Origin of the sequence: Actinosynnema pretiosum (assembly GCF_002354875.1) — a bacterium.
Classification (GTDB): Bacteria; Actinomycetota; Actinomycetes; order Mycobacteriales; family Pseudonocardiaceae; genus Actinosynnema; species Actinosynnema auranticum.
On sequence record NZ_CP023445.1, the window covers coordinates 3,693,331 to 3,716,602 of the forward strand.

20 protein-coding genes are annotated in these 23,272 nt (G+C 76.3%); 17 read left to right on the forward strand and 3 right to left on the reverse strand.

Annotated elements, in window-relative coordinates:
- Nucleotides 1-10: 10 nt before the first annotated feature.
- The gene (locus CNX65_RS15875) at nucleotides 11-1,384 is read left to right on the forward strand and encodes an aminotransferase class V-fold PLP-dependent enzyme (RefSeq protein ID WP_096493876.1); all 1,374 of its coding nucleotides are present in this window, start codon (nucleotides 11-13) and stop codon (nucleotides 1,382-1,384) included.
- Nucleotides 1,385-1,545: 161 nt separating this feature from the next.
- Here CNX65_RS15875 and CNX65_RS15880 read toward each other — a convergent pair whose 3' ends face one another.
- Nucleotides 1,546-2,415 (reverse strand): helix-turn-helix transcriptional regulator, encoded by an 870-nt coding sequence (locus CNX65_RS15880; RefSeq protein ID WP_096493878.1) that lies wholly within the window; start codon nucleotides 2,413-2,415, stop codon nucleotides 1,546-1,548.
- Between the two features lie 298 nt (nucleotides 2,416-2,713).
- Here CNX65_RS15880 and CNX65_RS15885 point away from each other — a divergent pair, with 298 nt between their 5' ends.
- From CNX65_RS15885 to CNX65_RS15930, 10 genes are all read left to right on the forward strand, one after another.
- Nucleotides 2,714-4,111, forward strand: coding sequence for a nitroreductase family protein (locus tag CNX65_RS15885; RefSeq protein ID WP_157767677.1), 1,398 nt, complete (start codon nucleotides 2,714-2,716; stop codon nucleotides 4,109-4,111).
- A gap of 5 nt (nucleotides 4,112-4,116) precedes the next feature.
- Complete coding sequence (locus CNX65_RS15890) at nucleotides 4,117-5,520, forward strand: class I adenylate-forming enzyme family protein (RefSeq protein WP_096493881.1); 1,404 nt, start codon at nucleotides 4,117-4,119, stop codon at nucleotides 5,518-5,520.
- A 28-nt stretch (nucleotides 5,521-5,548) separates the two neighbouring features.
- Nucleotides 5,549-5,818 carry a hypothetical protein gene (locus CNX65_RS15895; RefSeq protein ID WP_096493883.1) on the forward strand — a complete coding sequence of 90 codons (270 nt, stop codon included), beginning with the start codon at nucleotides 5,549-5,551 and terminating at the stop codon, nucleotides 5,816-5,818.
- A 67-nt stretch (nucleotides 5,819-5,885) separates the two neighbouring features.
- Nucleotides 5,886-6,602: a dihydrodipicolinate reductase C-terminal domain-containing protein gene (locus tag CNX65_RS15900; protein WP_096493885.1), complete on the forward strand. Its 717-nt coding sequence runs from the start codon at nucleotides 5,886-5,888 to the stop codon at nucleotides 6,600-6,602.
- Nucleotides 6,599-7,330: a class II aldolase/adducin family protein gene (locus CNX65_RS15905; protein WP_096493887.1), complete on the forward strand. Its 732-nt coding sequence runs from the start codon at nucleotides 6,599-6,601 to the stop codon at nucleotides 7,328-7,330. Before CNX65_RS15900 ends, CNX65_RS15905 begins: the two co-directional genes overlap by 4 nt.
- Complete coding sequence (locus tag CNX65_RS15910) at nucleotides 7,327-8,514, forward strand: acyl-CoA dehydrogenase family protein (RefSeq protein ID WP_096497810.1); 1,188 nt, start codon at nucleotides 7,327-7,329, stop codon at nucleotides 8,512-8,514. Before CNX65_RS15905 ends, CNX65_RS15910 begins: the two co-directional genes overlap by 4 nt.
- Before the next feature lie 128 nt (nucleotides 8,515-8,642).
- Complete coding sequence (locus CNX65_RS15915; protein WP_096493889.1) at nucleotides 8,643-10,112, forward strand: DHA2 family efflux MFS transporter permease subunit; 1,470 nt, start codon at nucleotides 8,643-8,645, stop codon at nucleotides 10,110-10,112.
- Nucleotides 10,113-10,168: 56 nt separating this feature from the next.
- Nucleotides 10,169-11,341 carry an acyltransferase family protein gene (locus CNX65_RS15920; RefSeq protein ID WP_096493891.1) on the forward strand — a complete coding sequence of 391 codons (1,173 nt, stop codon included), beginning with the start codon at nucleotides 10,169-10,171 and terminating at the stop codon, nucleotides 11,339-11,341.
- A gap of 129 nt (nucleotides 11,342-11,470) precedes the next feature.
- Nucleotides 11,471-12,595, forward strand: coding sequence for a nucleotide disphospho-sugar-binding domain-containing protein (locus tag CNX65_RS15925; RefSeq protein WP_096493893.1), 1,125 nt, complete (start codon nucleotides 11,471-11,473; stop codon nucleotides 12,593-12,595).
- The gene (locus tag CNX65_RS15930) at nucleotides 12,592-13,032 is read left to right on the forward strand and encodes a VOC family protein (RefSeq protein WP_096493895.1); all 441 of its coding nucleotides are present in this window, start codon (nucleotides 12,592-12,594) and stop codon (nucleotides 13,030-13,032) included. Before CNX65_RS15925 ends, CNX65_RS15930 begins: the two co-directional genes overlap by 4 nt.
- A 55-nt stretch (nucleotides 13,033-13,087) precedes the next feature.
- On the opposite strand, the gene CNX65_RS15935 is transcribed toward CNX65_RS15930, so the two are convergent.
- Entirely contained in the window at nucleotides 13,088-14,704 is a 1,617-nt protein-coding gene (locus CNX65_RS15935; RefSeq protein ID WP_096493897.1) for an FAD-dependent monooxygenase, read from the reverse strand.
- 279 nt (nucleotides 14,705-14,983) lie between these two features.
- Here CNX65_RS15935 and CNX65_RS15940 point away from each other — a divergent pair, with 279 nt between their 5' ends.
- From CNX65_RS15940 to CNX65_RS15965, 6 genes are all read left to right on the forward strand, one after another.
- The gene (locus tag CNX65_RS15940) at nucleotides 14,984-16,156 is read left to right on the forward strand and encodes a 3-deoxy-7-phosphoheptulonate synthase (RefSeq protein ID WP_232519858.1); all 1,173 of its coding nucleotides are present in this window, start codon (nucleotides 14,984-14,986) and stop codon (nucleotides 16,154-16,156) included.
- 29 nt (nucleotides 16,157-16,185) lie between these two features.
- Nucleotides 16,186-16,962, forward strand: coding sequence for a 2,3-dihydro-2,3-dihydroxybenzoate dehydrogenase (locus tag CNX65_RS15945; protein ID WP_096493901.1), 777 nt, complete (start codon nucleotides 16,186-16,188; stop codon nucleotides 16,960-16,962).
- A gap of 36 nt (nucleotides 16,963-16,998) precedes the next feature.
- Nucleotides 16,999-17,763 (forward strand): isochorismatase family protein, encoded by a 765-nt coding sequence (locus CNX65_RS15950; protein WP_096493903.1) that lies wholly within the window; start codon nucleotides 16,999-17,001, stop codon nucleotides 17,761-17,763.
- Nucleotides 17,760-19,709: an anthranilate synthase family protein gene (locus CNX65_RS15955; protein ID WP_096493905.1), complete on the forward strand. Its 1,950-nt coding sequence runs from the start codon at nucleotides 17,760-17,762 to the stop codon at nucleotides 19,707-19,709. Before CNX65_RS15950 ends, CNX65_RS15955 begins: the two co-directional genes overlap by 4 nt.
- 4 nt (nucleotides 19,710-19,713) lie before the next feature.
- Nucleotides 19,714-20,916 (forward strand): FAD-dependent monooxygenase, encoded by a 1,203-nt coding sequence (locus CNX65_RS15960; protein WP_096493907.1) that lies wholly within the window; start codon nucleotides 19,714-19,716, stop codon nucleotides 20,914-20,916.
- Nucleotides 20,917-21,268: 352 nt separating this feature from the next.
- Complete coding sequence (locus tag CNX65_RS15965) at nucleotides 21,269-22,405, forward strand: ThiF family adenylyltransferase (protein ID WP_096493909.1); 1,137 nt, start codon at nucleotides 21,269-21,271, stop codon at nucleotides 22,403-22,405.
- Nucleotides 22,406-22,475: 70 nt separating this feature from the next.
- On the opposite strand, the gene CNX65_RS15970 is transcribed toward CNX65_RS15965, so the two are convergent.
- Nucleotides 22,476-23,231, reverse strand: coding sequence for a class I SAM-dependent DNA methyltransferase (locus CNX65_RS15970; RefSeq protein WP_096493911.1), 756 nt, complete (start codon nucleotides 23,229-23,231; stop codon nucleotides 22,476-22,478).
- Nucleotides 23,232-23,272: the final 41 nt, after the last annotated feature.

Below are 23,272 nucleotides of genomic sequence, written 5' to 3' on the forward strand. Positions count from 1 at the left end.
GGGGAACGCAGTGACCGTCGTGAACCGCACCGCCCACCGGGCCCCGGCCGAGGAGCAGTCCCCGGCGCGATCGCGCACCCCGCTCGCCGAGGTCGTCGGCGCCGACCTGCGGGTGCCGCTCGTGCAGGGCGGCTCGGTCCGCTACGCGAACCTCGACCACGCGGCGAGCACGCCCGCGCTGCGCGCCGTCGCCGACCACCTGGCGGAGATCACCCCGTACTACTCCAGCACCCACCGGGGCGCCGGGTACGCCTCGCAGGTGACCACCGCGCTCTACGAGGGGGCGCGCGCCACCGCGGCCCGGTTCGCGGGCGCCCGGCCGGACGACGTCGTGGTGTTCACCCGCAACACCACCGACTCGCTGAACCTGCTCGCCGGGTGCGTCCCCGAGGGCGGGCGGGTGCTCGTCCTCGACACCGAGCACCACGCGAACCTGCTTCCGTGGCGGGCGCGAGGGCACTCGGCGCTGCCCGCCGCGCCCACGTTGGCGGGCACGGTCGAGGCGCTGGAGCGGGAGCTGGCGGGCAGGCCCGCGGCGCTGCTCGCGGTGGCCGGGGCGTCGAACGTCACCGGGGAGGTGCTGCCCGTGGACGAGCTCGTGCGGATCGCGCACCGGCACGGCGCCCGCGTCGTCGTGGACGCCGCGCAGCTCGCCCCGCACCGCCCGTTCGGCCTGGCCTCCTCGGGCGCCGACTACCTGGTGTTCTCCGGGCACAAGACGTACGCGCCCTACGGCGCGGGCGTGCTCGTGGGCCGGAGGGACTGGCTCGACGCGGCCCCTCCGCACCTGGCGGGCGGCGGGGCGGTGCGCGAGGTCACCGGGTCGTCCGTGCGGTGGGCGGACGCGCCGGAGCGGCACGAGGCGGGCAGCCCGAACGTGCTCGGCGCGGTGGCGCTCGCGCGGGCGTGCGAGGTGCTCACCGGGCTGTTCCCGGCCGCGGAGGCGCGTGAGGCCGAGCTGCGCGCCCAGCTGGTGGCCGGGCTGGAGCGGGTGCCCGGCGCGCGGGCGCACCGGCTGTGGCCGGACAGCCGGGACGCGATCGGCGTGGTGGCCTTCGACGTCGCGGGGCACGACTCCGGGCTCGTCGCCGCCTACCTGTCGGCCGAGCACGGCATCGGGGTGCGCGACGGCCGGTTCTGCGCGCACCCGGCGGTGGCCAGGTTGGGCCTGCCGCGCGCGGGCGCGGTGCGCGCCAGCTTCGGCCTCGGCAGCTGCCCCGCCGACGTGGACCGGCTGCTCGACGCGCTGGCGCTCCTGGTCGAGCGCGGCCCCTCGGCCCGCTACGAGCTCGTCGCCGGACGCCACGTCCCGGTTCCCGACCCGCGCCCGCTGCCCACGTGGCTCCCGGTGGGCATTGCCGCTGTGGCGCGCCCGTGCGTGTGACGGAACGCGAATTCGAGTAAAGCTCATCTCGCTGTGGATGCTGGTACCACGGCAGGTGTCCGGCGCTCTCGGCGGGGCCTGTTAATTTCGCGTGAGGTGCGACCGGTGTTCGGCGTTCGTTTCCCCGAATGATCGGGGGAACGAACGCCGAAAACATTTCATCAGCTGAGTTCGATTTCCACCGGATGGCCACCCGTCTGGGCCAGCAGCCCCGGTGTCCGGGTGGCCGCCATTCCCGCTTCGAACCGGCTGCTCACCCCCAGCTTGCGCAGCAGCGAGGACACGACGCGGCGCAGCGTGCGCGGGGAGATCCGCAGCTCGCGGGCGATCGTGGCGTCCTTGCGACCGCGCGCCCACAGGCGCAGGATCAGCAGTTCCTGGTCGGTCAGCGCCTGCGCCGTCCCGCTCTCGCCGAGGTCGTCGCACCCGAGGGGCGCGACGGCGGGCGCGGTGGTCGTCAGGTTCCAGCAGTGCTCGAAGACCCGCCGCAGCAGCGCCACCACCGACGGGCAGCGCACCAGGGTCAGGTGCGGGGCGGGACCGCCCCTGCCCACCATCGCCATCGTGTCGTCCACCACCGCCAGCGGGAACGGCACCAGCGGCGCCGTGCGCACCCGCACCCCCATCTCCTCCAGTTCGCGCTGGTAGGCGGTGCCTGCGGTGTCGTCGCACCCGCTCTGCCTGATCCCCCGCACGGTCACCCCCTTCGCCAGCGCCGAGGAGTTGCGCGCGAGGCTGACCTCGAAGTCCTGCTTCGTCGGCGCCTGCCGCATCCACAGCAGCTCCCGCGTGGCCAGCACCGGCGCGTTGTCGACCATCCGCAGCGCCACCTCGGGGTCGTGGATCTCCTCGACGCCGTTGATGTCCGATTTCTCCACTTTTTCGTAAAGCGCCAGAGCGGAGACCTGCATTCGGACGGAGTTGGCGTGCCCGGTGGCCGCCGCGAGCGTCGCGTGCTGCCGTTCCAGCAGCTCGATGAGCTGATTCCACTGGTGATCGCCCGTTGTTCGGGCATTCGTGTTCGTCGACACGACAGTGATGCTCCCCCAGTTGCCGCATGTCCTTCCGTGGCCACGTCCGCCACGGGCCACAAATACCTCTACACGAGAGGTATCTTCTCTGACAAGGTCGTGGCCAGTGCGATTCGGGGCGATTACGCCGAAAGCAGTAGGTGGCTAACAGCGAATCTCTCCCATAACCGGTGAAACCGACACCCCCGACCTGGTGGTGCGTCTCGCGCTCATGACGAAATGCCCCATTCGGGTGGGAGTTCGGGGCAGGTAATGAACGGTTTGGGGAACTCTCAACCGCCTTTTACTGGAGGAAGCCGTGGCGAACGTTGAGGTTGTGCGGACGGCCGCGGGCGGACCACCGGCCGTCGACGGCTCCTGGCTGTGGGACCGGCTCGCGCTCTCCGCCCGCGGGAGGCCGGGCACCACCCCCGGCGCGATCCCCGCCGAGCTGGCCCCGGTGCTGCGGCTGTTCGACGCCGCCACGGCAGGCTCGCTCACCGGAGGCCCCTCGGTGCCCTCCGCGGGCGCGCTCTACCCGTACGAGCACCTGGCCGTCGTGACCGATCCCGACGGCGTCCCCTCGGTCTACGCGGTCGACCCGGCGCGCAGGCGCTGCCGACTGGCCGCCCGCGGCAGGCAGGTGCGCGCGGCCCTGGTCGACGGCGGCCTCGCGGACCCCGCGCAGGCGCTCGTGCTGGTCGTGCTGCGCCCCTGGCTGTCGATGCGCAAGTACGGCGACCGGGGCTACGTCTACGCCCAGCTGGACGCCGCCCACGTCGCCACCCACCTGCTGTGCCTGGCCCAGGAGCTGGGGGAGCGCGCCGAACTGCGCTCCAGGGCGTGCGGCGCCCCCCTCGGCGCCCTGCTGGACCTGGAGCGCGGCTGCCGCGCCGTGCACAGCGCGCTCGTCGTCACCGGCTGCGCCGCCGACCCCGTCCCCGGCTGGACGGTCGTGGACGGGCGCGGCGACCCGGTGTGGACGGAGACCCCGTCCTGGCTGGAGGTCGAGTGCTGGCGCTCCCTGGAGGCCTACCGCGCCGCCCCGCCGCCCGCCGCCCCCGGCGCGCTGCCCCGCCTGCCCCTGCTCGCGGGCGACCGGGCCGAGCACGGCTTCCCCTCGGGGCAGGCGGCCACCGCGCTCGCCGCGCGCCGCCGCTCCAGCAAGGACTTCGCCGCCGTCCCGCTGCCCCTGGCCGACCTGGAGCGCGCGCTCGCCGCCCTGGGCACCCCGCTGGCGCTGGACGCGCCCCACGACGCCCGCGTGCGCGCCACCCTCGTGGCCCGCAGGGTCACCGGCGTCGCCCCCGGCAGCTACCCGCTGCCGGACGGCCTGCCCGGCACCAGGCTCGTGGCGGGCGCGCCCGGTGACGAGGAGCTGGTCAGCACCTGCATGGGCCAGGAGCACCTGCGCAACAGCGCCGCGCTGGTCCTGCTGCACACCGACCGGGAGTCGCTGCTGCGCGACGGCGCCGCCAGCATCGAGGCCGCGCTGCTGCGCGCGGGCGCGCTGGCGCACCTGCTCTACCTGGGGGCGGCGGGCGCCGGGGTCGCGGTCACCGCGATCGGGGGCTTCGACGGCTGCCGGTGGCGCGCCCTCGCGGGCCTGCCCGGCACCACCGAGGTGCTGTACGCGGTGCTCCTCGGGGGCGCGGAGGGCGCGGCCCCCACCAAGCTCGACCGGCTCCAGCCCGCCTACGCCCACAACGCGCGGTGAGCCCGGTGCTGGCAGAGCTGACCGCACGGGCGCTGCGCGCCCACGCCCACCGACCGCTGCTCTCCGACGACGGCGGCGTCCTCACCGGCGCCGGGCTGGACGCCGCGGCGAGCGCCGCCGAGACCGGGCTGCGCCCGTTCCTGCCCGAGGTCGCCCCCGCCAGGGTCGGCCTGCAGGCGGGCAACTCCACCGCCTACGTGGTGGTGTACCTGGCCCTGCTCCGCGCGGGTTGCCTGCCCTTCCTGCTCGACCTGGCCACGGCGCCCGCCGAGGTCGCGGGCATCGCCGAGACCTGCGGGCTTGACCTGCTGCTGCACGAGCAGGCCACCGCGCCCCCGCACGGCGTCCACCGGGGCCGGGTCGCGGGACTGGAGGTCACCGCGCTCACCCCCCGCCCCGACCGGCCCGACACGCACCCGGACACCGAGGTGTGCCGCTTCACCTCCGGCTCGACCGGCAGCCCGCACTGCATCGAGTTCTCCGGCCGGGCCGTGCACCGCGCCGCCGCGAACTGGGCCCTGGGCACCGGGCTGACCGGCTCGGACACCATCGCCTGCTTCGCCTCGCTGTCCAACGGCCTGGCGTTCAACACCTCCCTGCTGTCGGCGTTCCTGGTGGGCGCCCACCTGCGGCTCGGCCGGGGCCTGCCCACGGCGGGCCGGGTCGCGCGGCTGCTCCAGGCCACCGGGGCCACCCGCCTCACCGGGTTCCCGGCCCTGTACGAGTCCCTGGTCCGCCGGGGCGGGGCGGTCGGCGCTGGGACGCTGCGCATGGCGGTGTCCTCGGCGGCCCCGCTGCCCGCCGAGGTGAAGCTGCGGTTCACCGAGCTGACCGGCGTGCCCGTGCAGAACTACTACGGCGTCGCCGAGGCGGGCCCGCTCACCTTCGCCGCCGACCCGCGCAGCGATCCGGGCCTCGGCCAACCGCTGCCCGGCGTCTCGCTGCGCGCCGGCGAGCCGGGCGACCCCGGACCGGTCCGGGTGCGCAGCGAGTCGATGGGCACCCGCTACCTGGGCTCGCCGGGCCTGCTGGAGGGCCGCGTCGACGACGAGGGCTTCTACCGCACGGGCGACCTCGGGCACCTCGAAGGCGGCAGCCTCGTGCTCGCCGGGCGGGCCGACCAGCTGATCAACGTCGGTGGCCGCAAGGTCGACGCCGCCGAGGTCGCGCGGGTGCTGCGCGGCGCCGAGGGGGTCCGCGACGCCGTCGTGCTGGAGGTGCCCGACCGGCACGGCTCCCCGGCGCTGGCCGCCGTGCTGTGCGGCGGCGACCCGGCCGCCGCGCGCGGGCACGCGGCGGGCCTGCTGGCCGCCCACAAGGTGCCCACGCTGCTGCGCGTCGTCGACGAGATCCCGCGCGGCACCACGGGCAAGCCCGCCCTGTCCGCGCTGCGCAGGCTCTTCGCCTGACCTCCGACCACACCACCGAGGAGCACCCATGCCGGTTCCCGACGACCTGCGCGGCCGGATCGCGCGCATCGTGATCGACTCCGCCGAGGGCGACCTGACCCCGGCCGAGCTGTCCGCCGCGGGCGGCTCGCTGGCCGGGGTGGGCTACTCGTCGCTGTCGCTGATCAGGATGCTCGACGCGATCGAGAACGAGACCGGCGTCTTCATCGACCCCGAGGAGGACGGCGAGCGGGTGGGCAGCGTCGACCAGCTCGCGGAGCTGGTCGGCGAGCGGCTGGCGGCGGTCACCGGTGCGTGAGCGGGCAGCGGCGGGGCCCACCGCCCCCGGACCCCGGCAGAGCGGACCGGGAGCGGCGGGACCGAGGGTGGCCGTGGTCGGCCTTGGCAGGCTCGGCGCGGCGGTCCTGCGGCGCTGCGCCGAGGAGGGGGTGGCCGCGCTGATCCTGGACAGCAGGCGGCCGGGCACCTGGCCCGCGCCCGGCGGCGCGGTCCTCGGCCCCCGCGACGTCGTCGTCGACTGCTCCGCCCCCCAGGCGACCCGCGCCGTGCTCGACCTGTGCGCCGCCTCCGGCGCGGCGCTGGTCGAGTGCGTGTCGAACCTGGACGCCGACGGCTCGCGCGGCTGCGCCGACCTGGCGGCCACCCGCCCGGTCGTGCTGGCCACCAACCTGTCCCTCGGCAACTACCTCCAGCACCAGGCGCTGCTGCGCGTGACCGACCTGCTCGCCGCGCTGGGCGTCGCCCTTCCGGAGGCCACCGTGCTGGAGCGGCACCCGACCACCAAGGCGCACCGGCCCAGCGCCACGGCCGCCGCCCTCGGCGCCCTGTGGGAGGGCCGCACCGGACAGCCGCCTGCCGACGTGGCCTCGCTGCGCGCCGGGGCCCCGGTCAGCGAGCACGGGGTCCGGCTGACCTGGGCGGGCCAGGAGCTCCACCTCGCCCACGACGTGCGCTCGCTCGACGCCGCCGCCGAGGGCGCCGTCCTGCTCGCCCGCTGGGCCGCCGGGCGCCCGCCCGGACTGCACCCCGCGCACGCCGCCTACGACGAGCTGGCGCGCACCGGACAAGGAGGAAACCCATGACCGCCGAGCGGGTTCCCGCGCGGATCGCGGCGCAGATCGCGTTCGGGGCGCGGATGCTGTCCCTGGACGGCCACGACGACTTCAACCAGGGCCAGATCTCCGCCAGGACACCGGGGTCGGACACCTTCTACATCAAGAACGCGCTGTGCGGGTTCGACGAGGCGGCCCCGACCCAGGTCGTGGCGGCCTCGGTGCGCGCCGACCACGTCCCCGACCCGCTCGCGCCGCCGGAGCTCCCGCTGCACCAGGCGATCTACCGCGCCCGCCCGGACGTCAACGGCATCGTGCACAGCCACGCCCCGCACACCCTCGTGTTCGGCGCGACGGACCTGCCGCTGCGACCGGTCTCCCACGAGGGCGCGCACTTCGCCGACCGGCTCGGGCTGTTCACCGAGACCAGCAACACCGTGCTGGACCAGGCCACCGGCGAGGCCATCGCCAAGGCCCTGGACGGGGGTGAGGGGGTGCTGCTGCGCAACCACGGCGGGGTCGTGGTGGGCAAGAGCGTGCGGCACGCCGCCGTGTTCGCCCAGGTGCTGGAGCGCGCCTGCCGGCTCCAGCTGCTCGCCGAGCAGTCGGGCGCCCCCTACGCGTGGTCCAGCGAGACCGACGTGGCGGCCAAGCGCGACTTCGTCTACGCGGACCTGTCGGTGCGCTCGTACTGGGACTACGCGGTGCGCAGGGTCGCCAGGGCGTGGCCCGAGGCGCGCGAGTGGGGGCGGGCGTGAGCGCCACCCGGACCACCGCCCCGGACCACGTCGCCGACCACGTCGCCGACCGCGCGGCCGACCGCACCGCCACCGCCGACCTGCTGGAGCTGGCCCGCGACCTCGCCGAGAACGAGCTCGCCCCCAGGGCCGACGACTTCGAGGCCCGCGCCGAGTTCCCCCGCGACCTGCTGCGCCTGCTCGGCCGGTCCGGTCTGCTCGGCCTGCCCTACCCCGAGGAGCACGGCGGCGGCGGCCAGCCGTACACCACCTACCTCGCCGTGCTGGAGGTGCTGGCGCGGCACTGGCTGGGCGTGGCCCAGTCGGTCAACATCCACGTCCTCTCCTGCTACCCGCTGGCCGCGCACGGCACCCCCGAGCAGCGCGAGCGCCTGCTGCCCGCCGCGCTCGGCGGCGACCTGCTCGGCGCCAACTGCATCACCGAGCCGGACGTGGGCTCCGACGTCGCCGCCATCGCCGCCACCGCCCGCCGCGACGGGGACGACTACCTGGTCACCGGGACGAAGGCGTTCACCAGCCACGCCGGGCACGCCGACTTCTACAACCTCTTCTGCCGCACCGGCGGCCCCGGACCCGCCGGCCTGTCCGTGCTGCTGGCCCCCGCCGACGCGCCCGGCCTGTCCGTCCTGGCCCCCGAGCGGAAGATGGGGGTGCGCTCCTCGCCGACCGCCACCGTCGCGCTCGACGACGCGCGGGTGCCCGCCGACCGGCTGATCGGCAGGCCGGGCAAGGGCTTCCTGGCCGCGGCCGGCCTGTTCGACCGGGGCAGGCTGGGCATCGCGGCCTGCGCGGTCGGCCTCGCCGACGCGGCCACCCGCTACGCGGTGCGCTACGCCAGGACCCGCACCCAGTTCGGGCGCCCCGTGCTGGAGTTCCAGGGCGTCGGCTTCCTGCTCGCCGACATGGACACCCAGGTCCACGCCGCGCGGGCGCTGGTGCGCGAGGCCGCCGCCGCGCTCGACGCGGGCGCGCGGCCCTCGGAGGTCACCGCCGCCGCGGCCAGGGCCAAGCTGTTCGCCACCGAGGCCGCCATGCGGGTGACCACCGACGCGGTGCAGGTGCTGGGCGCCTACGGGTACGTGCAGGACCACCCCGTGGAGCGGTGGATGCGCGAGGCGAAGCTGCTGCAGATCATCGAGGGCACGAACCAGATCCAGCGGGTGGTGATCTCCCGCTCGCTGTGACCGGCCGCAGGCGGCCACGGCCGCTTGCGGCCACCGCGCGCGCCCTGGGCGCACCCCGCCCTCTGCCAGGGTCAACTGCGCTCTGCGCACACCCGGACACGGATCGCGACATTTCAGAGGAATCCCCCATGAGTGAGAAGACCGGTGACGACGCGCGCGCCGCAACGGCGGCCACCGGACCCGAGGAGAGCGGGGGCGCGCCGCCCGCCGACCGGGTCGACGCGGCGCTGCTGCGCACGGCGGCCGTCGTCGTGCTCGGCGCGTTCACCACGCTGCTCGACACCACCATCGTCGTCGTGGCGATGGACGCCCTGGGCGCGGAGTTCGGCGCCTCCCTCGCGGCCGTGCAGTGGGTGGCGACCGCCTACCTGCTGGCGCTGACGGCGGTCATCCCGCTCACGGGGTGGGCCGCGCAGCGGTTCGGCGTCCGGCAGGTGTGGCTGCTGTCCATCGCGCTGTTCACGGCGGGGTCGCTGCTGTGCGGGCTGGCCTGGTCGCTGCCCAGCCTGGTGGTGTTCCGCGTGGTCCAGGGCCTGGGCGGCGGCATGGTGATGCCGCTCGGGCAGACGCTGCTCGCGCAGGCCGCCGGGCCCGCCCGCATGGGCCGGGTCATGTCGCTGGTCGGCATCCCCGCGCAGCTCTCGCCGATCCTCGGCCCGGTGCTCGGCGGCGTCTTCGTCGACGGTCCCGGCTGGCGCTGGATCTTCTTCCTCAACGTGCCCGTCGGCCTCGTCGCGCTCGTCCTGTCGCTGCGCGTGCTGCCCGCCACCGCCCCCGAGGGCGGCCGGTCGCTCGACGTGCTGGGCGCGGTGCTGCTGCCACCGGGCGTCGCGGCGCTGGTGCTGGGCCTGTCGCAGGTCAGCGAGAGCGGCGGCGCGCTCGGCGCGCCCGTGCTGCTGCCGTGCGCCGCAGGCCTGCTGCTGGTCGCGGGCTTCGCCGTCCACGCCCTGCGGGGCCGCGTCGAACCCGTGGTCGACCTGAGGCTGTTCTCCCGCAGGGCCTTCGCCGCCCCCGCGCTGACGATGTTCTTCTTCGGGTTCTGCTACTTCGGCCCGATGCTGCTGCTGCCGCTGTTCTTCCAGCGCGCGGACGGGCAGGACGCGCTGTCGGCCGGGCTGCTGCTGGCCCCGCAGGGCGCGGGCACCCTGGTGGCCGCGATCCTCGCGGGCTCGCTCGCCGACCGGCTCGGCCCGCGCCCGCCGATCCTGGTCGGGCTCACCACCACCCTGCTCGGCACGCTGGCGTTCACCCAGGTCGGCTCGGGGCTGGGGGAGCCGGTGCTCGTGGCCTCGCTGTTCGTGCGCGGCCTCGGCATCGGGGCCGCCGTCATCCCGATCATGGCCGCCGCGTACACCGGGCTCGACCGCGCGGCCATCCCCAGGGCCACCAGCGTCGTCAACATCGTCCAGCGCGTCGGCGGCGCGCTGGGCACCGCGATCCTCGCGGTGGTCCTCCAGCGCGAGCTGGCGGGCTCCGCGACCGCCGAGGCCGTGGCCGCGGGGTTCGGCCGCACCTTCTGGTGGACGGTGGCGTTCAGCGCGCTCGCGCTGGTGCCCGCCGCCCTCGTCCCCGCCAAGCCGAAGGGCGCGCGGAACTAGCCGCGCGCCCCGGCCCCGGGGGACCGGACAAGACCGCACAGACCGAGGGGGAGCACGTGCACGCAGGACCGCTCGACCCACCGCGCGGACGGCTGGACGCGCTCACCGGAGCCCGCTTCCCGGCGGCGCTGGCGGTGTTCGCCTTCCACGTCGCCACCGCGGGGTTCTTCGACCCGGACAGCGGGATCCCCGCCGCGCTCACCGCCGCGACGCGCAGCGCGGGCACCATCGGCGTCTCGTTCTTCTTCGTGCTCAGCGGTTTCGTGCTGACCTGGTCGGCGCGCCCCGGCGACACCTGGGGCCGGTTCGCCCGGCGCAGGCTGGTGAAGGTCTACCCCAACCACCTGGTGACGTTCGCCGTCGCGATGGCCCTGTTCGCGGCGGCGGGCACCCCGCCCGCCACGGCGCTGGCGAACCTGCTGCTGCTGCACGCCTGGGTCCCCGACCCGGAGGTGTTCCTCAGCGTCAACGGGCCCAGCTGGTCGCTGTCCTGCGAGCTGCTGTTCTACCTGCTCTTCCCGCTGCTGCTGCGGCTCACCGGCCGGATCGCCCCGCACCGCCTCGGCCGGTGGGTCGGCGGGGTCGCGGTCGTGGTGGCGCTGCTGCCGCTGGCCGCGACCCACCTGCTGCCCGCCGAGCCGCGCTTCGGCGCGGGCCTGGAGGGCACCGCGCTGCACGGCGAGCCGGTGGTGGGCATGTGGTTCCTCTACGCCTTCCCGCCGGTGCGGCTGCTGGACTTCCTGCTCGGCGTGCTCGTGGCCAGGGCGGTGCTGTCCGGGCGGTGGCGCGGCCCCGGCGTCGGCCTCGCGGGACTCCTGGTGCTCGCGGCCTACCTGCTGGGGCTGGTCACGCCGATGCTGGTGACCGTGGACGCGCTGACCGCGCTCCCGCTGGCCCTGCTCGTCGCGGCGCTGGCGGCCCGCGAGCGCGCCGGTCGCGCAGGCGCGCTCGGCGGGCGGCTCCCCCGGTGGCTCGGGGAGGTGTCGTTCGCGTTCTACCTGGTGCACCAGATCGCGCTGGTCCTGGTGCGCGTCGCGCTCGGCGCGGACCGGCGGCTCGGCTGGGCGCAGGGCCTGTCGGGCGTGCTCGCCGCGCTCGCGCTGAGCCTCGCGGCGGCGGCGCTGCTGCACCGGTTCGTGGAGAAGCCCGCGGTGCGGCGGTTCTCCACCGCCCGCCGCGACCGGGCGGACGCCGAGCCCGCCGCCGACCACGTCCCCACCGGTCCCTGACCGGCCCCTGCCCCCGACCGCCCTCCGGCAGTCCGCACCGGACCGCCCGTCCCCGGCCGGTCGGCGCACGACAGTCCCCATCAGGCGGCGCGCCCGGCGCTCCGCCGCGCGAGTGAAAGGTGCGGCCCCATGCGCGTGCTAGTCGTCACCGGCGGCAGCCCGGCGACCGTGTTCCCCCTCATCCCGCTGGCCACCACCGCCCGCAACGCCGGGCACGAGGTGCTGGTCGCCTCCACCCGCGAGACGATGCCCGCCGTCGCGGGGGCGGGGCTGCCCGGCTTCCCGGTCTCGGAGAAGCCCATCCGGCAGTACATCACCACCGACCGGGACGGCCGCCCCACCGAGGAGCCGGAGGACCCCGACGAGCACATGCGCTACATCGGGCGCGCCTTCGGCCGGATGGCCGCCGCCTGCCTCGACCCGCTCCTGGAGCTGGCCGAGGCGTGGAAGCCGGACGTGGTCGTCGGCGGGATGCTCTGCTTCGCCGCCCCGCTGCTCGCGAGCCGCCTCGGCGTCCCCCACGTCCGGCACTCCTGGGACACCGGGGAGCCCCCGGTGGTGGACGTGGCCGCCGAGGAGGAGCTGGCGCCCGAGCTGGAGCTGCTGGGCCTGTCCGGCATCCCAGGGCACGACCTGTGGATCGACATCTGCCCGCCCAGCATCCGCCCGCCGGACGCGCCGCCCGCCCAGCCCATGCGGTTCGTGCCGTGCAACCTCCAGCGCACCCTCGAACCGTGGATGCTGGCCAGGCCGAAGTCCCGCCGCGTGCTCGTCACCGCGGGCACCAAGGTGGCGCGCGACAACTTCTGGGACTACCTGGTCGAGCTGGCCGACAAGGTCAAGGCGCTCGACGCCGAGATGGTCGTCGCCGCGCCGGACCGGGTCGCCGAGGAGCTGACCGCGCGACTGGGCGTGCCCGCGGGCTGGTTGCCGATGGACACCCTCACCCGCTCCTGCGACCTGCTGGTGCACCACGCGGGCGGCGGCACCGCGCTGACCGGCATGGCGTTCGGCGTGCCGCAGCTGCTCATCCCCAACATGCCCAAGCTGCTGGGCCCGTCGAGCAGGCTCGCCGCGTACGGCGCGGCCAGGACCCTGCTGCCCGGCGAGGACACCCCGGACGCGATCGTCGCCGCCTGCGAGGAACTGCTCACCGAACCCCGCTACCGCGAGCGCGCCGAGGACCTCTCCCGCGAGATCGCGGCCATGCCCTCGCCGGTCGAGGTGCTCGACGTCGTGGAGGCCCTGCGATGACCTCGTTCTACCACGTCTGCTTCGTCGTCCCGGACATCGAGCGCGCGATGGCGGACCTGACCGGGACCGTCGGCGTCGAGTGGGGGGAGGTGCGCGACGACGAGCTCGGCGGGTGGGCCTACCGCATGGCCTTCTCCCGCACCGGACCGCCGCACTTCGAGCTGATCCAGGGACCCGAGGGCAGCCCGTGGGACTCGACCCTGGGCGCGCGCTGCGACCACGTCGCGTTCTGGACGCGGTCGGTGGACGAGAGCGCCGGGCGGGTGACCGAGGCCGGGTTCCCCGCGGACTTCTCCGGCTGCCCGTTCGGCAGGCCCTACACCTACCACCCGATCCCCAGCCTGGGGACCAGGGTGGAGCTGATGGACGTCTCCCGGCAGGAGCGGTTCCTCCAGGCGTGGAACCCCGGCGGCGCGGCGATGCCGACCTTCGACTGACCCCGGACGCGGGTGGGGCCCCGGACCACCGGGTCCGGGGCCCCACCCGCGCGCCCTACCGCGCCAGCACGGCGGTCATCGCGCGCAGCAACCCGCCAGCCGGGTCCGCGCCCGCGCGCTCCGCCCGCCACGCCACGAACCCGTCGGGCCGCACCAGCAGCGCCCCGTCCGCCCCGATCCCCGCGACGCCGGGCCAGCGCGCCTCCGGGACGAGCCCGCTGCCACCGCCCAGCACCCGCGCTCGCACCGGCACGCCGAGCGCCCCGGACGCCAGCGCGGCGGCCTCCACCCACGCGGCGCCCTCCGGCCCCGCCAGCACCGCGAACCCGCCCGCCACGAGGTCCACCGTGGACACCCGCCCCTCCGGCCCGTCCACCCACGCGTGCGGCACCCGCGAACCGGGGTCACCGTTCAGCGCCAGCGCCACGTCCTCGGTGGACGGAGGCTCCGCCCCTCCGCCGAGGACCGCCGAGGACCGGTACCGGTACCCCAGGTGCACCAGCGGCGCGTTGACCGCACCCGCCGCCGCCCGCTTGGCGGCGCCCTCGGGACCACGCGCCCAGTGCAGCGACGGGTCGCCCAGCCGCAGCACCGACTGCCGCAGCGCCTCGGCCGCCACCGGCCGCCGCTCCGCGCCGTACGTCCCCAGCAGTTCCCCGCCCGCCTCGCCGCGCAGCACCGCCGCGAGCTTCCACGCCAGGTTGTGCGCGTCCGCGACCCCGGTGTTCAGCCCGAACGCGCCCACCGGCGGGATCACGTGCGCCGCGTCGCCCACCAGGAACACCCGGCCCGCCCGGAAGTCGTCGGCGAGCACGCCGCGCGCCTGCCAGGGCAGCACGCTGACCACCTCGACCTCGCGGTCGGGGTCGCCCACCGCCGCCCGCACCAGCGCGCGGCACCGCGACGGCGTGAAGTCCTCCACCCGCTGCCCGGCCGAGGGGTCGAAGCGGGTGTGGTAGATCCACTCGTGACGGCCGTCCACGGGCAGCAGGCCACCGGGCGCCTCCGGCGTGGTGACGTCGCAGACGATGAACTGGCGCCCGCCCGTCAGGTCCAGCAGGTCCGCGCGGAACAGCGCGCTCACCAGCGGCAGGCCGATCGGCCCCGGCCCCGAGACGCCGATGCCGACCGCGGGGCGCACCGCGCCCCGCACGCCGTCCGCGCCCACCAGGTAGCGCGCCCGCACCCGAGCGCCGCCGACCTCGGCCGTCACCGAGCGGTCGTCCTGGTCGAGCGAGGTCAGCTCCGCCCCGAACCGCACCTGGGCGCCCAGCCGCCGCACCTCGGCCAGCAGCACCTCGTCCAACCGGTTCTGCGGGCACGTCCCGCGCAGCGCCCCGGGGGAGACCGCGTCGAACTCGGCGGCGCGCGGCGGCGCGGCGGCGGCCAGCGCGGGCAGGTCGGCCTCGGCGAGCGTGCGCGCCGAGAACATCCCCAGCCCGCTGCCCCGCATGTCCACGCACAGCGCGTCGACCGCCTCGTGCAGCCCCGCCTCCCGCAGCACCTCCACCGTCCTCGGTCCGATGCCCATGGCGCGCGGGTGCCGCTGCGGCGCCGCCGCGCGCTCCGCGACCACCACCCGAACCCCCCTCCTGGCCAGGAACAGCGCGGTGAGCAGGCCGACCGAGCCGCCGCCCGCGACCAGCACGTCGGTGTCGAGGTGGTCGTGCATCGCCGAGTGGACCTCCGATTCCGGGGCGGGGGGCGCGGCCCACCCGCCGGTGCGGCCAACCCTAGGCAGCGGGTCCCCGCGCGCGGCCCCGCCGCCGTGTCCGCACAGGGCCACGTCCGCCACGGGCCAGCGCGAGCGGCTACACCTGACCGCCCCCGCCTGCCAAGGTCGGTTCCGGCCGCCCACCACGACGACGACCGGGGCGCGCGGTCCCGCCGAGTCCCGCCCGCCCGTCGAGGGGGCGGCGCCGTCACCGAGAGCGAGTTGGGGAACGACATGGTGTCCGAACGCACCGCCGGCGCCCCACTGGCCGCCGATCCGGTGGCCGCGCCCGCGCGGCAGCAACCGCAGTGGCCCGACCCCGCTGCGGCGCGCCGGGTCCGCGAGGAGCTGGCCCGGCGGCCCCCGCTGGTCGCCGAGGCCGAGGTGGCCGCGCTGCGGGCCGCTCTGGCCGAGGTCGCGCTCGGCCGCGCCAGGGTCGTGCAGGCAGGCGACTGCGCCGAGGACCCCGACCGCTGCGGCCCCCGCGACGTGCGCGCCAAGGCCGACCAGCTCGACCGGCTCGCCGCCGTCGTGCGCGAGCGGACCGGGCGGCCGGTGCTGCGGATCGGCCGGATCGCGGGCCAGTTCGCCAAACCCCGCTCGCACCCCACCGAGCGGATCGGCGACCTGGAGCTGCCCGCCTACCGGGGGCCGATGGTGCACGGGCCCCGCCCCGACACCGCCGACCGGGTCGCCGACCCCCGGCGGATGGCGCTGTGCCACGACCGCTCCGCGCGGGTGCTGGCCCAGCTGCGAGCCAGGGGCCGCACCGGCGGCGACGAGGTGTGGACCAGCCACGAGGCGCTGGTGCTGGACTACGAGCTGCCCCAGGTGCGCCCCGCCGACGCGGGCGGCCTGCTGCTCACCTCCGCCCACCTGCCGTGGGTGGGCGAGCGCACCCGCCAGCCGGGCGGGGCGCACGTGCGGCTGCTGGCCTCGGTGCGCAACCCGGTGGCCTGCAAGGTCGGGCCCACCACCTCCGAGGCCGAGCTGCTGGAGCTGTGCTCGGTGCTCGACCCGTGCCGCGAACCGGGCAGGCTCACCCTGATCGCCCGCATGGGCGCGGACCGCGTCCTCGGCGCGCTGCCCCCGCTGGTGCGGGCCGTGCGCGCCCAGGGCCACCCGGTGGTGTGGTTGTGCGATCCCGTGCACGGCAACACCTCCCGCGCCCCGGACGGCCGCAAGACGCGCGTGGTGACCGCGGTCGTCCGCGAGCTGGAGCACTTCCAGGACACCGTGCTCGCGCACGGCGGCGCGGCGGGCGGACTGCACCTGGAGACCACCCCCGACGAGGTCGCCGAGTGCGTCTGGAGCGCGGACCAGCTGCCGGGGCAGCCCTACACCACCCTGTGCGACCCCAGGCTCAACCCGGCCCAGGCCGTGGACGTGGCGCTCGCCTGGATCGCCTGACCAGCCGGACCAGCAGGAGGAGGAACGCGATGACACCGGGGTTCCAGGGCAAGGCCGCCGTCGTCACCGGCGCTGCCGGGGGCATCGGCCGCGCGGTGTGCGCGGCCCTGGTCGACTCGGGCGCCCGAGTGGCCGCCGTCGACCTCCGCCGGGACGCGCTGGAGGAGCTGGAGCGCGAACTGGCGGGTGGGCCGGGCGCGCTGCGACCGTTCCCGGCCGACGTCGGCGACGCCCGGCAGGCGCGCGCCGTCGTCGACCAGGCCGCCGAGGAGTTCGGAGGCCTCGACTTCCTGGTCAACGGGGCGGGCGTGCTGCGGCCGGGCCGCGCGGACGAGCTGTCCGCCCAGGACTGGGACGACACGTTCGCGGTCAACGCGCGCGGGGTCTTCCTGTTCTCCGCCGCGGCCTCCCGGCACCTCGTGGAGGGGGGCGCCGTGGTCACCATCGCCTCCAATGCGGCGGGCGTGCCCAGGGCGGGCATGGCCGCCTACGCGGCGTCCAAGGCGGCGGCGACCGCCTTCACCAAGAGCCTCGGCCTGGAGCTCGCCGGGCGGGGCGTGCGCTGCAACGTCGTGGCCCCCGGCTCCACCGACACCCCCATGCTCCGCGCCCTGTGGGCCGACGAGAGCGGGCCCGCCCGCTCGCTCGACGGCTCCCCGCCGGACTACCGCGTCGGCATCCCGCTGCGCAAGTTCGCCACCCCCGAGGACGTGGCCGACTCGGTGCTCTTCCTGCTGTCGGACCGGGCGGCGCACATCACCCTGCACGACCTGTACGTCGACGGCGGCGCCGCGCTCGGCAGGTAGCCGCAGGCGCCGGACGCGGACGAGAGAGGCGAACCCATGACCATCCCCACCATCGCGCCGTACCCGCTGCCGGGAGCGGACGACCTGCCCGCGAACACCGCGCGCTGGCGGATCGACCCGCGCCGCGCCGCGCTGCTCGTGCACGACATGCAGCGCTACTTCGTGCGGCCCTTCCCGCGCGGGGAGCAGCCGGGGGCCGCGCTCGTCGCCAACACCGCCGCGCTGGTGCGCGCCGCCCGCGCCTCGGGCGTGCCGGTGCTCTACACCGCGCAGCCCGGCGGCATGACCGAGCGGGAGCGCGGTCTGCTCAAGGACTTCTGGGGTCCGGGGATGACCACCACCGCCGAGGACCGCCAGGTGCTCGACGAGCTGGCCCCGGACGAGGACAGCCGCGTGTTCACCAAGTGGCGCTACAGCGCCTTCCACGGCAACGGGCTCGCCGAGCACCTGGCCGCCTCGGGCCGCGACCAGCTCGTGCTGTGCGGCGTCTACGCCCACGTCGGCTGCCTGATGACCGCGGTGGAGGCGTTCACCAGGGACCTGGAGAACTTCTTCGTCGCCGACGCGGTCGCCGACTTCACCGAGCGGCACCACCGGATGGCCTTGGAGTACGCCGCCGCGCGCTGCTCGGTCGTGCTGACCGCGGCCGACGCGGTCACGCGGCTCACCGCACTGCGACCAGCGACCGCGCAGCCCGTGACCGCGCAGCCCGTGACCGCGCAGCCCGTGACCGCGCAGCCCGTGACCGCGCAGCCCGTGACCGCGCAGCCACGGGGCGCCGACCTGGCGGGCCGCGCATGACCGGCGCGATCTCCTGGGACAGCCTGGCCTTCGCGCCCGCCCTGGCCGACGTCCTGGAGGGCGCCGCCCGCGACTTCGCGCTGCTGCACCGCCCCGAGGCCACCGGGGACCGGGTGGAGGTGCTGCTCGGCGACGCCACCGCCGTCCCCCGCCTGGCCGACCTGCCCGCGCCGCGGCCGGGACCGCCCGGCGCGCCGCGCCACGACGTGTTCGCGCTCGTGCCGTACCGGCAGCTCGCCGAGCGCGGCTTCCGCTGCCGCGACGACGGGGCGCCGCTGCTGGCCATGGCCGTGCACGCCCAGGCGTCCTGCCCGCTCGCCGAGGTCCTGCCGCTGCTGCCCGACGAGCCGCCCGCGCTCACCGGTGGCGACTTCGACGTCCCCGACGACGAGTACGCCCGCGTCGTGGCGGACGTGCTGCGCGAGGAGATCGGCCGGGGGGAGGGCGCGAACTTCGTCATCAAGCGCTCGTTCGTGGCCGAGGCCCCCGGCTTCACCGCCGCGTCCGCGCTCGCCCTGTTCCGCGCGCTCGCCACCGGTGAGCGCGGCGCCTACTGGACGTTCGTGGCGCGCCTGGGCGACCGGGTGCTCGTCGGCGCCACCCCGGAGCGGCACGTGAGCCTGGTCGGCGGCGCCGCCGTGATGAACCCCATCAGCGGCACGCTCCGCTACCCCGACGGCCCACCCGATCCCCGGCGGCTGCTGGAGTTCCTCGCCGACCCGAAGGAGACCTCCGAGCTCTACATGGTGCTCGACGAGGAGCTCAAGATGATGGCCCGCGTCACCGCGTCCGGCGGGCGCGCGGTCGGGCCGTTCCTCAAGGAGATGGCCGCGCTCGCGCACACCGAGTACCTGATCGAGGGGCGCAGCCCGCTGGACCCCCGCGAGATCCTGCGCGAGACCCTGCTGGCCCCCACGGTCACCGGCAGCCCGCTGGAGAGCGCCTGCCGGGTCATCCACCGCCACGAACCGGAGGGGCGCGGCTACTACAGCGGCGTGGCCGCCCTCATCGGGCGCGACATCAACGGCGACCACGCCCTGGACTCGGCGATCCTGCTGCGCACCGCCGAGATCACCGGCGGGCGGCTGCGCCTGTCGGTCGGCGCGACCCTGGTCCGCGACTCCGATCCCGACTCCGAGGTCGCCGAGACCAGGGGCAAGGCCCAGGGCGTGCTGCGCGCGCTCGGCGTCGAACCCGGCGCCGGGGCCGGGACCGGGGCGGCTCCCGGTGGCCTCGCCGAGCAGCCCGGCGTGCGCGCGGCCCTGGAGGACCGCAATCGCGGGCTGGCCCGGTTCTGGCTGCACCGCGACCACCCCGACGCGCTCCTGGCCCCGGAGCTTGCGGGCAGGCGCGCGCTCGTCGTGGACGCGGAGGACGCGTTCACCGCCATGCTGCGCCACCAGCTCGTCGCGCTCGGCCTGGCGGTCGACCTGCGCCGCCACGACGAGGTCGCCCACGCGCGCGGCCACGACCTGGTCGTGCTGGGACCGGGCCCCGGCGACCCGCGCGACCTGGGCGACCCGCGCGTGGCCACCGTCCACCGCCTCGTGCGCGGTCTGCTCGACGACCGCGCGCCGTTCCTGGCGATCTGCCTGAGCCACCAGGTGCTCGCCGCCCAGCTCGGCCTGGACGTGGCGCGCCGCGACCGGCCCCACCAGGGGGTGCAGCGCGAGGTCGACCTGTTCGGCAGGCGAGCGCTTCTCGGCTTCTACAACAGCTACACCGCGACCTGCCCCGCCGACCGGTTCGCCCACCCCCGCGAGGGACTGGTCGAGGTGTGCCGGGACGCGGGCACCGGCCAGGTGCACGCCCTGCGCGGCGGGCGCTTCGCGTCGTTCCAGTTCCACCCGGAGTCGGTGCTCAGCCGCGACGGGTTCGACGTCCTGCGCGGCACGGCCGCCGCGCTGCTGCTGCCGGAAGCCGCCGCGCGCGGCGTGGGGAGGTGACCCGATGGCCACGTTCGTGATCGCGGGCGGCGGGATCGGCGGGCTGTCCGCCGCACTGGCCGTCGCGCGGGCCGGGCACGAGGTCCTGGTGCTGGAGCGCGCCCCCGCGTTCACCGAGATCGGCGCGGGCATCCAGCTGGCCCCCAACGCCTTCCACGCGCTCGACGCCCTGGGCGTCGGCGACGGGGTGCGCGAGCGCGCCGTCCTGGTGGACGCCCTGCGGCTGCTCGACGGCGTCACCGGCGACCAGCTGGCCGCCCTGCCGCTGGACGAGGGCTACCGGGCCCGCTTCGGCAACCCCTACGCCGTCGTGCACCGCCGGGACCTGCACGACCCGCTGCTGCGGGCCTGCCGGGAGCACCCGCGCGTGCGGCTGCGCGCCGGGACCGCCGTCACCGGCTACGAGCAGGACTCCGGGGGCGTGCGCTGCGCGCTGTCCGGCGGCGGGACCGTCGCGGCGGACGGCCTGGTCGGCGCGGACGGCATCCGCTCCGCCGTGCGCGCCCGCCTGCTCGGCGACGGAGGGCCCCGCGTCTCCGGCCACACGATCTTCCGCACCACCGTGCCGCTGGAGCGGGTTCCGCCGGAGCTGAGGTGGAACTCGGTGTGCCTGTGGGCCGCGCCCGGCTGGCACTTCGTGCACTACCCGATCGCGTCCGGCGACCGGCTCAACCTGGCGATCATCCGCGACGACGGGGCGGCGACCGCCGCGTCCGGCGTGCCCGCCGACCGCGCCGAGGTGCTGGCGGGCTTCCCCGACCTGGCCCCGACCGCCCGCGCCCTGCTGGAGCTGGGCGAGGACTGGCGCCGCTGGGTGCTGTGCGACCGCGACCCGGCTCCCCGGTGGCACGACGGCCGGGTCGTCCTGGTCGGCGACGCCGCGCACCCGATGCTCCAGTACGCCGCGCAGGGCGCCTGCCAGGCGCTGGAGGACGCGGTGGTCCTCGGCGGGCTGCTGAGCGGTGCGGACGGCGGTGCGGTGGCGGGCCGCTTCGCCCGGTTCACCGCCGAGCGCGCCGACCGCGTCGCCCGGACCCAGCTCGTCGCCCGCTGGATGGGGGACCGGGTCTTCCACGCGCCCCCGGCCGAGCGCGCCGCCCTGCTCGACGGGCTGAGCGCCGCCGACCTGGTCGAGGCGGTCGCCTGGCTGCACGCCGAACGCGCCACCGCCCCCGCTGCTCCGACAGCCCCGGCCGCTGCGGGGTGACAGGGGCGCGCGGCCCGAACCGGCCGCTTGCCGCGAGCCACCCGTCCCGCCTGCCGACTCACCCGTGTCCACCACCCGCGACTCCCACCGCGCGCGACTCCCACCGCGCGCGACCGGTTCCCGGTCATGCCGATCCCCGCCCGCCGTCCCGCCGGTTCCACGCCGCCCGGTGGTGGTGTGGTGCGGGGCCTGCCACACCCGCCCGCCACCGCCCACCAGCACTCCGGCCGGGGCCGCTCCCACCACCTCCGCCCGTCACCGCCCCCGCCCATCACCGCCCTTCCGCCCCAGCCGTCCCCACGGCGCCGACCACGCGGCCGGTGCGGGCCGCCGAGCACGAGGAGATGCCGAGATGCCCTTCCACCCCCTGGTCGAGCCGGCCGCGGACCTGGCGGACGACTACGTCGCCCGCACCGCCCACCAGCTGATCCTCGCCGAGGTCGGGGCCGTCGGGCAGCGCAGGGTGCGCGCTGCCCGCGTGCTCGTCGTGTCGGCCGACGAGGTCGGCGGCCCCGCGATCGCCGCCCTGGCCGACGCGGGCGTCGGCGCCCTGGACGTCGTGGACGGCGCCGCCCTGCGGGACTGGGACCGGTGCGGCGGCGTGCCCTCGGGCGGCGGTCCCCGCTCGACCGCCTGGGCGCGGGCGCTGCGCGAGACGCACCCGTGGCTGACCGTCACCGCCCACGAGTCCCGCTTCGACGTCGCCACCGCCGCCCTCGTCGCCGAGTGCGACCTCGTGGTGTGCGGCAGCGAGGACCCGGCGGTCTGCTACCTGGTCGACGACGCCTGCGCCGAGGCGGGCAAGCCGTGGGTGTGGGCCGGGCTGGGCGCCGTCGAGGGGCGGCTGTCGGTGTTCTGGGCCGAGCACGGCCCCACCTACCGCCACCTGCACCCGCAGCCGCCCGCCCCGCACTTCCGGGGCATGGCGGGCGCCCTGACCGCGCTGGGCGCCTGGCTGGGCGCCGCCGCAGCAGCCGAGGCGGTCAAGCTGGTCACCGGTCGGGGCGAGCCCCTGGTCGGCCGGGTCGCCGCGTACGACGTCGCGGCGGGCGAGCTGTCCACCCGCGCGCTCACCGGCGGTGGACCGGTGCAGCGGCCGTCGCCGCTGACCTCGGCCCCGCCGTTCTTCGGCCTGCTCTCGCCGCAGGCCGCGGAGGCCGCGCGCGAGTCCACGATCTCGGCGACCGAGCTGAAGCAGCTGATCGACAGCGGCGCGGACCTGCACATCGTGGACGTGCGGGAGGCGGACGAGCACGCCCTGGTCGACCTGCCGGGGTCGGTCCTGGTGCCCAAGGCGCGGTTCCTGGAAGGCGACGCCGCGCGGGACCTGCCGGTGGACCGCAAGGTGGTCCTGTTCTGCCGCATGGGCATCCGCTCCGCCGAGGCGCTGGCCGTGGTGAAGGCGCACGGCCACCCCGACGCGGTCCACCTCGGCGGCGGTGTCCTGGCGTGGGTCAAGGAGGTCGACCCCTCGCTGCCGGTCTACTGACGCGTGTCGGCGGGGGCGCCGCAGCGACCCCGCCGACACGCGGAACGTCCACTGCGGAGCGCCTTGGCGCTCAGCCGTCCTTGCGCCACACCGAGACGTGCTTGCGGCTCTCGTGGTGGAACGGCGAGCGGTCCCAGTCGGTCCAGCGGTGCTCCAGGCGCATCCCGGCGATGCGGGCCATGAGGTCCAGCTCGGCGGGCCAGACGTAGCGGAACGGGATCGTGCTCACGGTGGCGCGGCCGTCCCGGACGGTGAAGCGGTTGTTGCTCATGGACTGGGTGGCGATGTCGTAGCGGGAGAACGCCCAGGTGTCGGGACCGCTGTCGAAGGGCACGTCGGTCCGGCCGCGCGGCAGCTCGCGCAGGTTCGGCAGGACGTTCTCGACCAGGAACCGGCCGCCGGGGGCCAGGTGCGCGGCGGCGTTGCGGAAGGTCTCGACCTGGGCGTCCTGGGTGGTGACGTTCTGGATCGTGTTGTAGACGAGGTACACCAGCGAGAACCCGCCCGCGACGCGCGTGGTGGAGAAGTCGCCGACGGCGCACTCCAGCGCGTCCCCGCCGGGCTTGGCGCGCAACCGGGCGAGCATGGCCCTGGACAGCTCGATCCCGGCCACCTCCACCCCGCGCTCGGCGAGCGGCAGCGCGATCCGCCCGGTGCCGATCGCGAACTCCAGCGCCCGACCGCCCGCGGCGAGCTCGGCGAGCACGTCGACGGCCGCGACGACCTCCGGTCCGGGTGGGCCGGGGGCGTCGTAGTGGGCGGCGACCGCCTCGCCGAAGTAGCCGTCCTCGTCGGTCGCGTCCTGTCGCAGCGCTGCGAAGTCCATGCGCCCGAAGCTAACGGGAGCGCGGTGCGGGGCGCACCGGG

Excerpts from the sequence above, each read along its gene's own strand:
- CNX65_RS15895 (WP_096493883.1), top strand. The coding sequence starts at position 5,549 with ATGCCGGTTCCCGACGACCTGCGCGGCCGGATCGCGCGCATCGTGATC.
- CNX65_RS15905 (WP_096493887.1), top strand. The coding sequence starts at position 6,599 with ATGACCGCCGAGCGGGTTCCCGCGCGGATCGCGGCGCAGATCGCGTTC.
- CNX65_RS15915 (WP_096493889.1), top strand. The coding sequence starts at position 8,643 with ATGAGTGAGAAGACCGGTGACGACGCGCGCGCCGCAACGGCGGCCACC.
- CNX65_RS15925 (WP_096493893.1), top strand. The coding sequence starts at position 11,471 with ATGCGCGTGCTAGTCGTCACCGGCGGCAGCCCGGCGACCGTGTTCCCC.
- CNX65_RS15930 (WP_096493895.1), top strand. The coding sequence starts at position 12,592 with ATGACCTCGTTCTACCACGTCTGCTTCGTCGTCCCGGACATCGAGCGC.
- CNX65_RS15935 (WP_096493897.1), bottom strand. The coding sequence starts at position 14,704 with ATGCACGACCACCTCGACACCGACGTGCTGGTCGCGGGCGGCGGCTCG.
- CNX65_RS15945 (WP_096493901.1), top strand. The coding sequence starts at position 16,186 with ATGACACCGGGGTTCCAGGGCAAGGCCGCCGTCGTCACCGGCGCTGCC.
- CNX65_RS15950 (WP_096493903.1), top strand. The coding sequence starts at position 16,999 with ATGACCATCCCCACCATCGCGCCGTACCCGCTGCCGGGAGCGGACGAC.
- CNX65_RS15955 (WP_096493905.1), top strand. The coding sequence starts at position 17,760 with ATGACCGGCGCGATCTCCTGGGACAGCCTGGCCTTCGCGCCCGCCCTG.
- CNX65_RS15960 (WP_096493907.1), top strand. The coding sequence starts at position 19,714 with ATGGCCACGTTCGTGATCGCGGGCGGCGGGATCGGCGGGCTGTCCGCC.
- CNX65_RS15965 (WP_096493909.1), top strand. The coding sequence starts at position 21,269 with ATGCCCTTCCACCCCCTGGTCGAGCCGGCCGCGGACCTGGCGGACGAC.
- CNX65_RS15970 (WP_096493911.1), bottom strand. The coding sequence starts at position 23,231 with ATGGACTTCGCAGCGCTGCGACAGGACGCGACCGACGAGGACGGCTAC.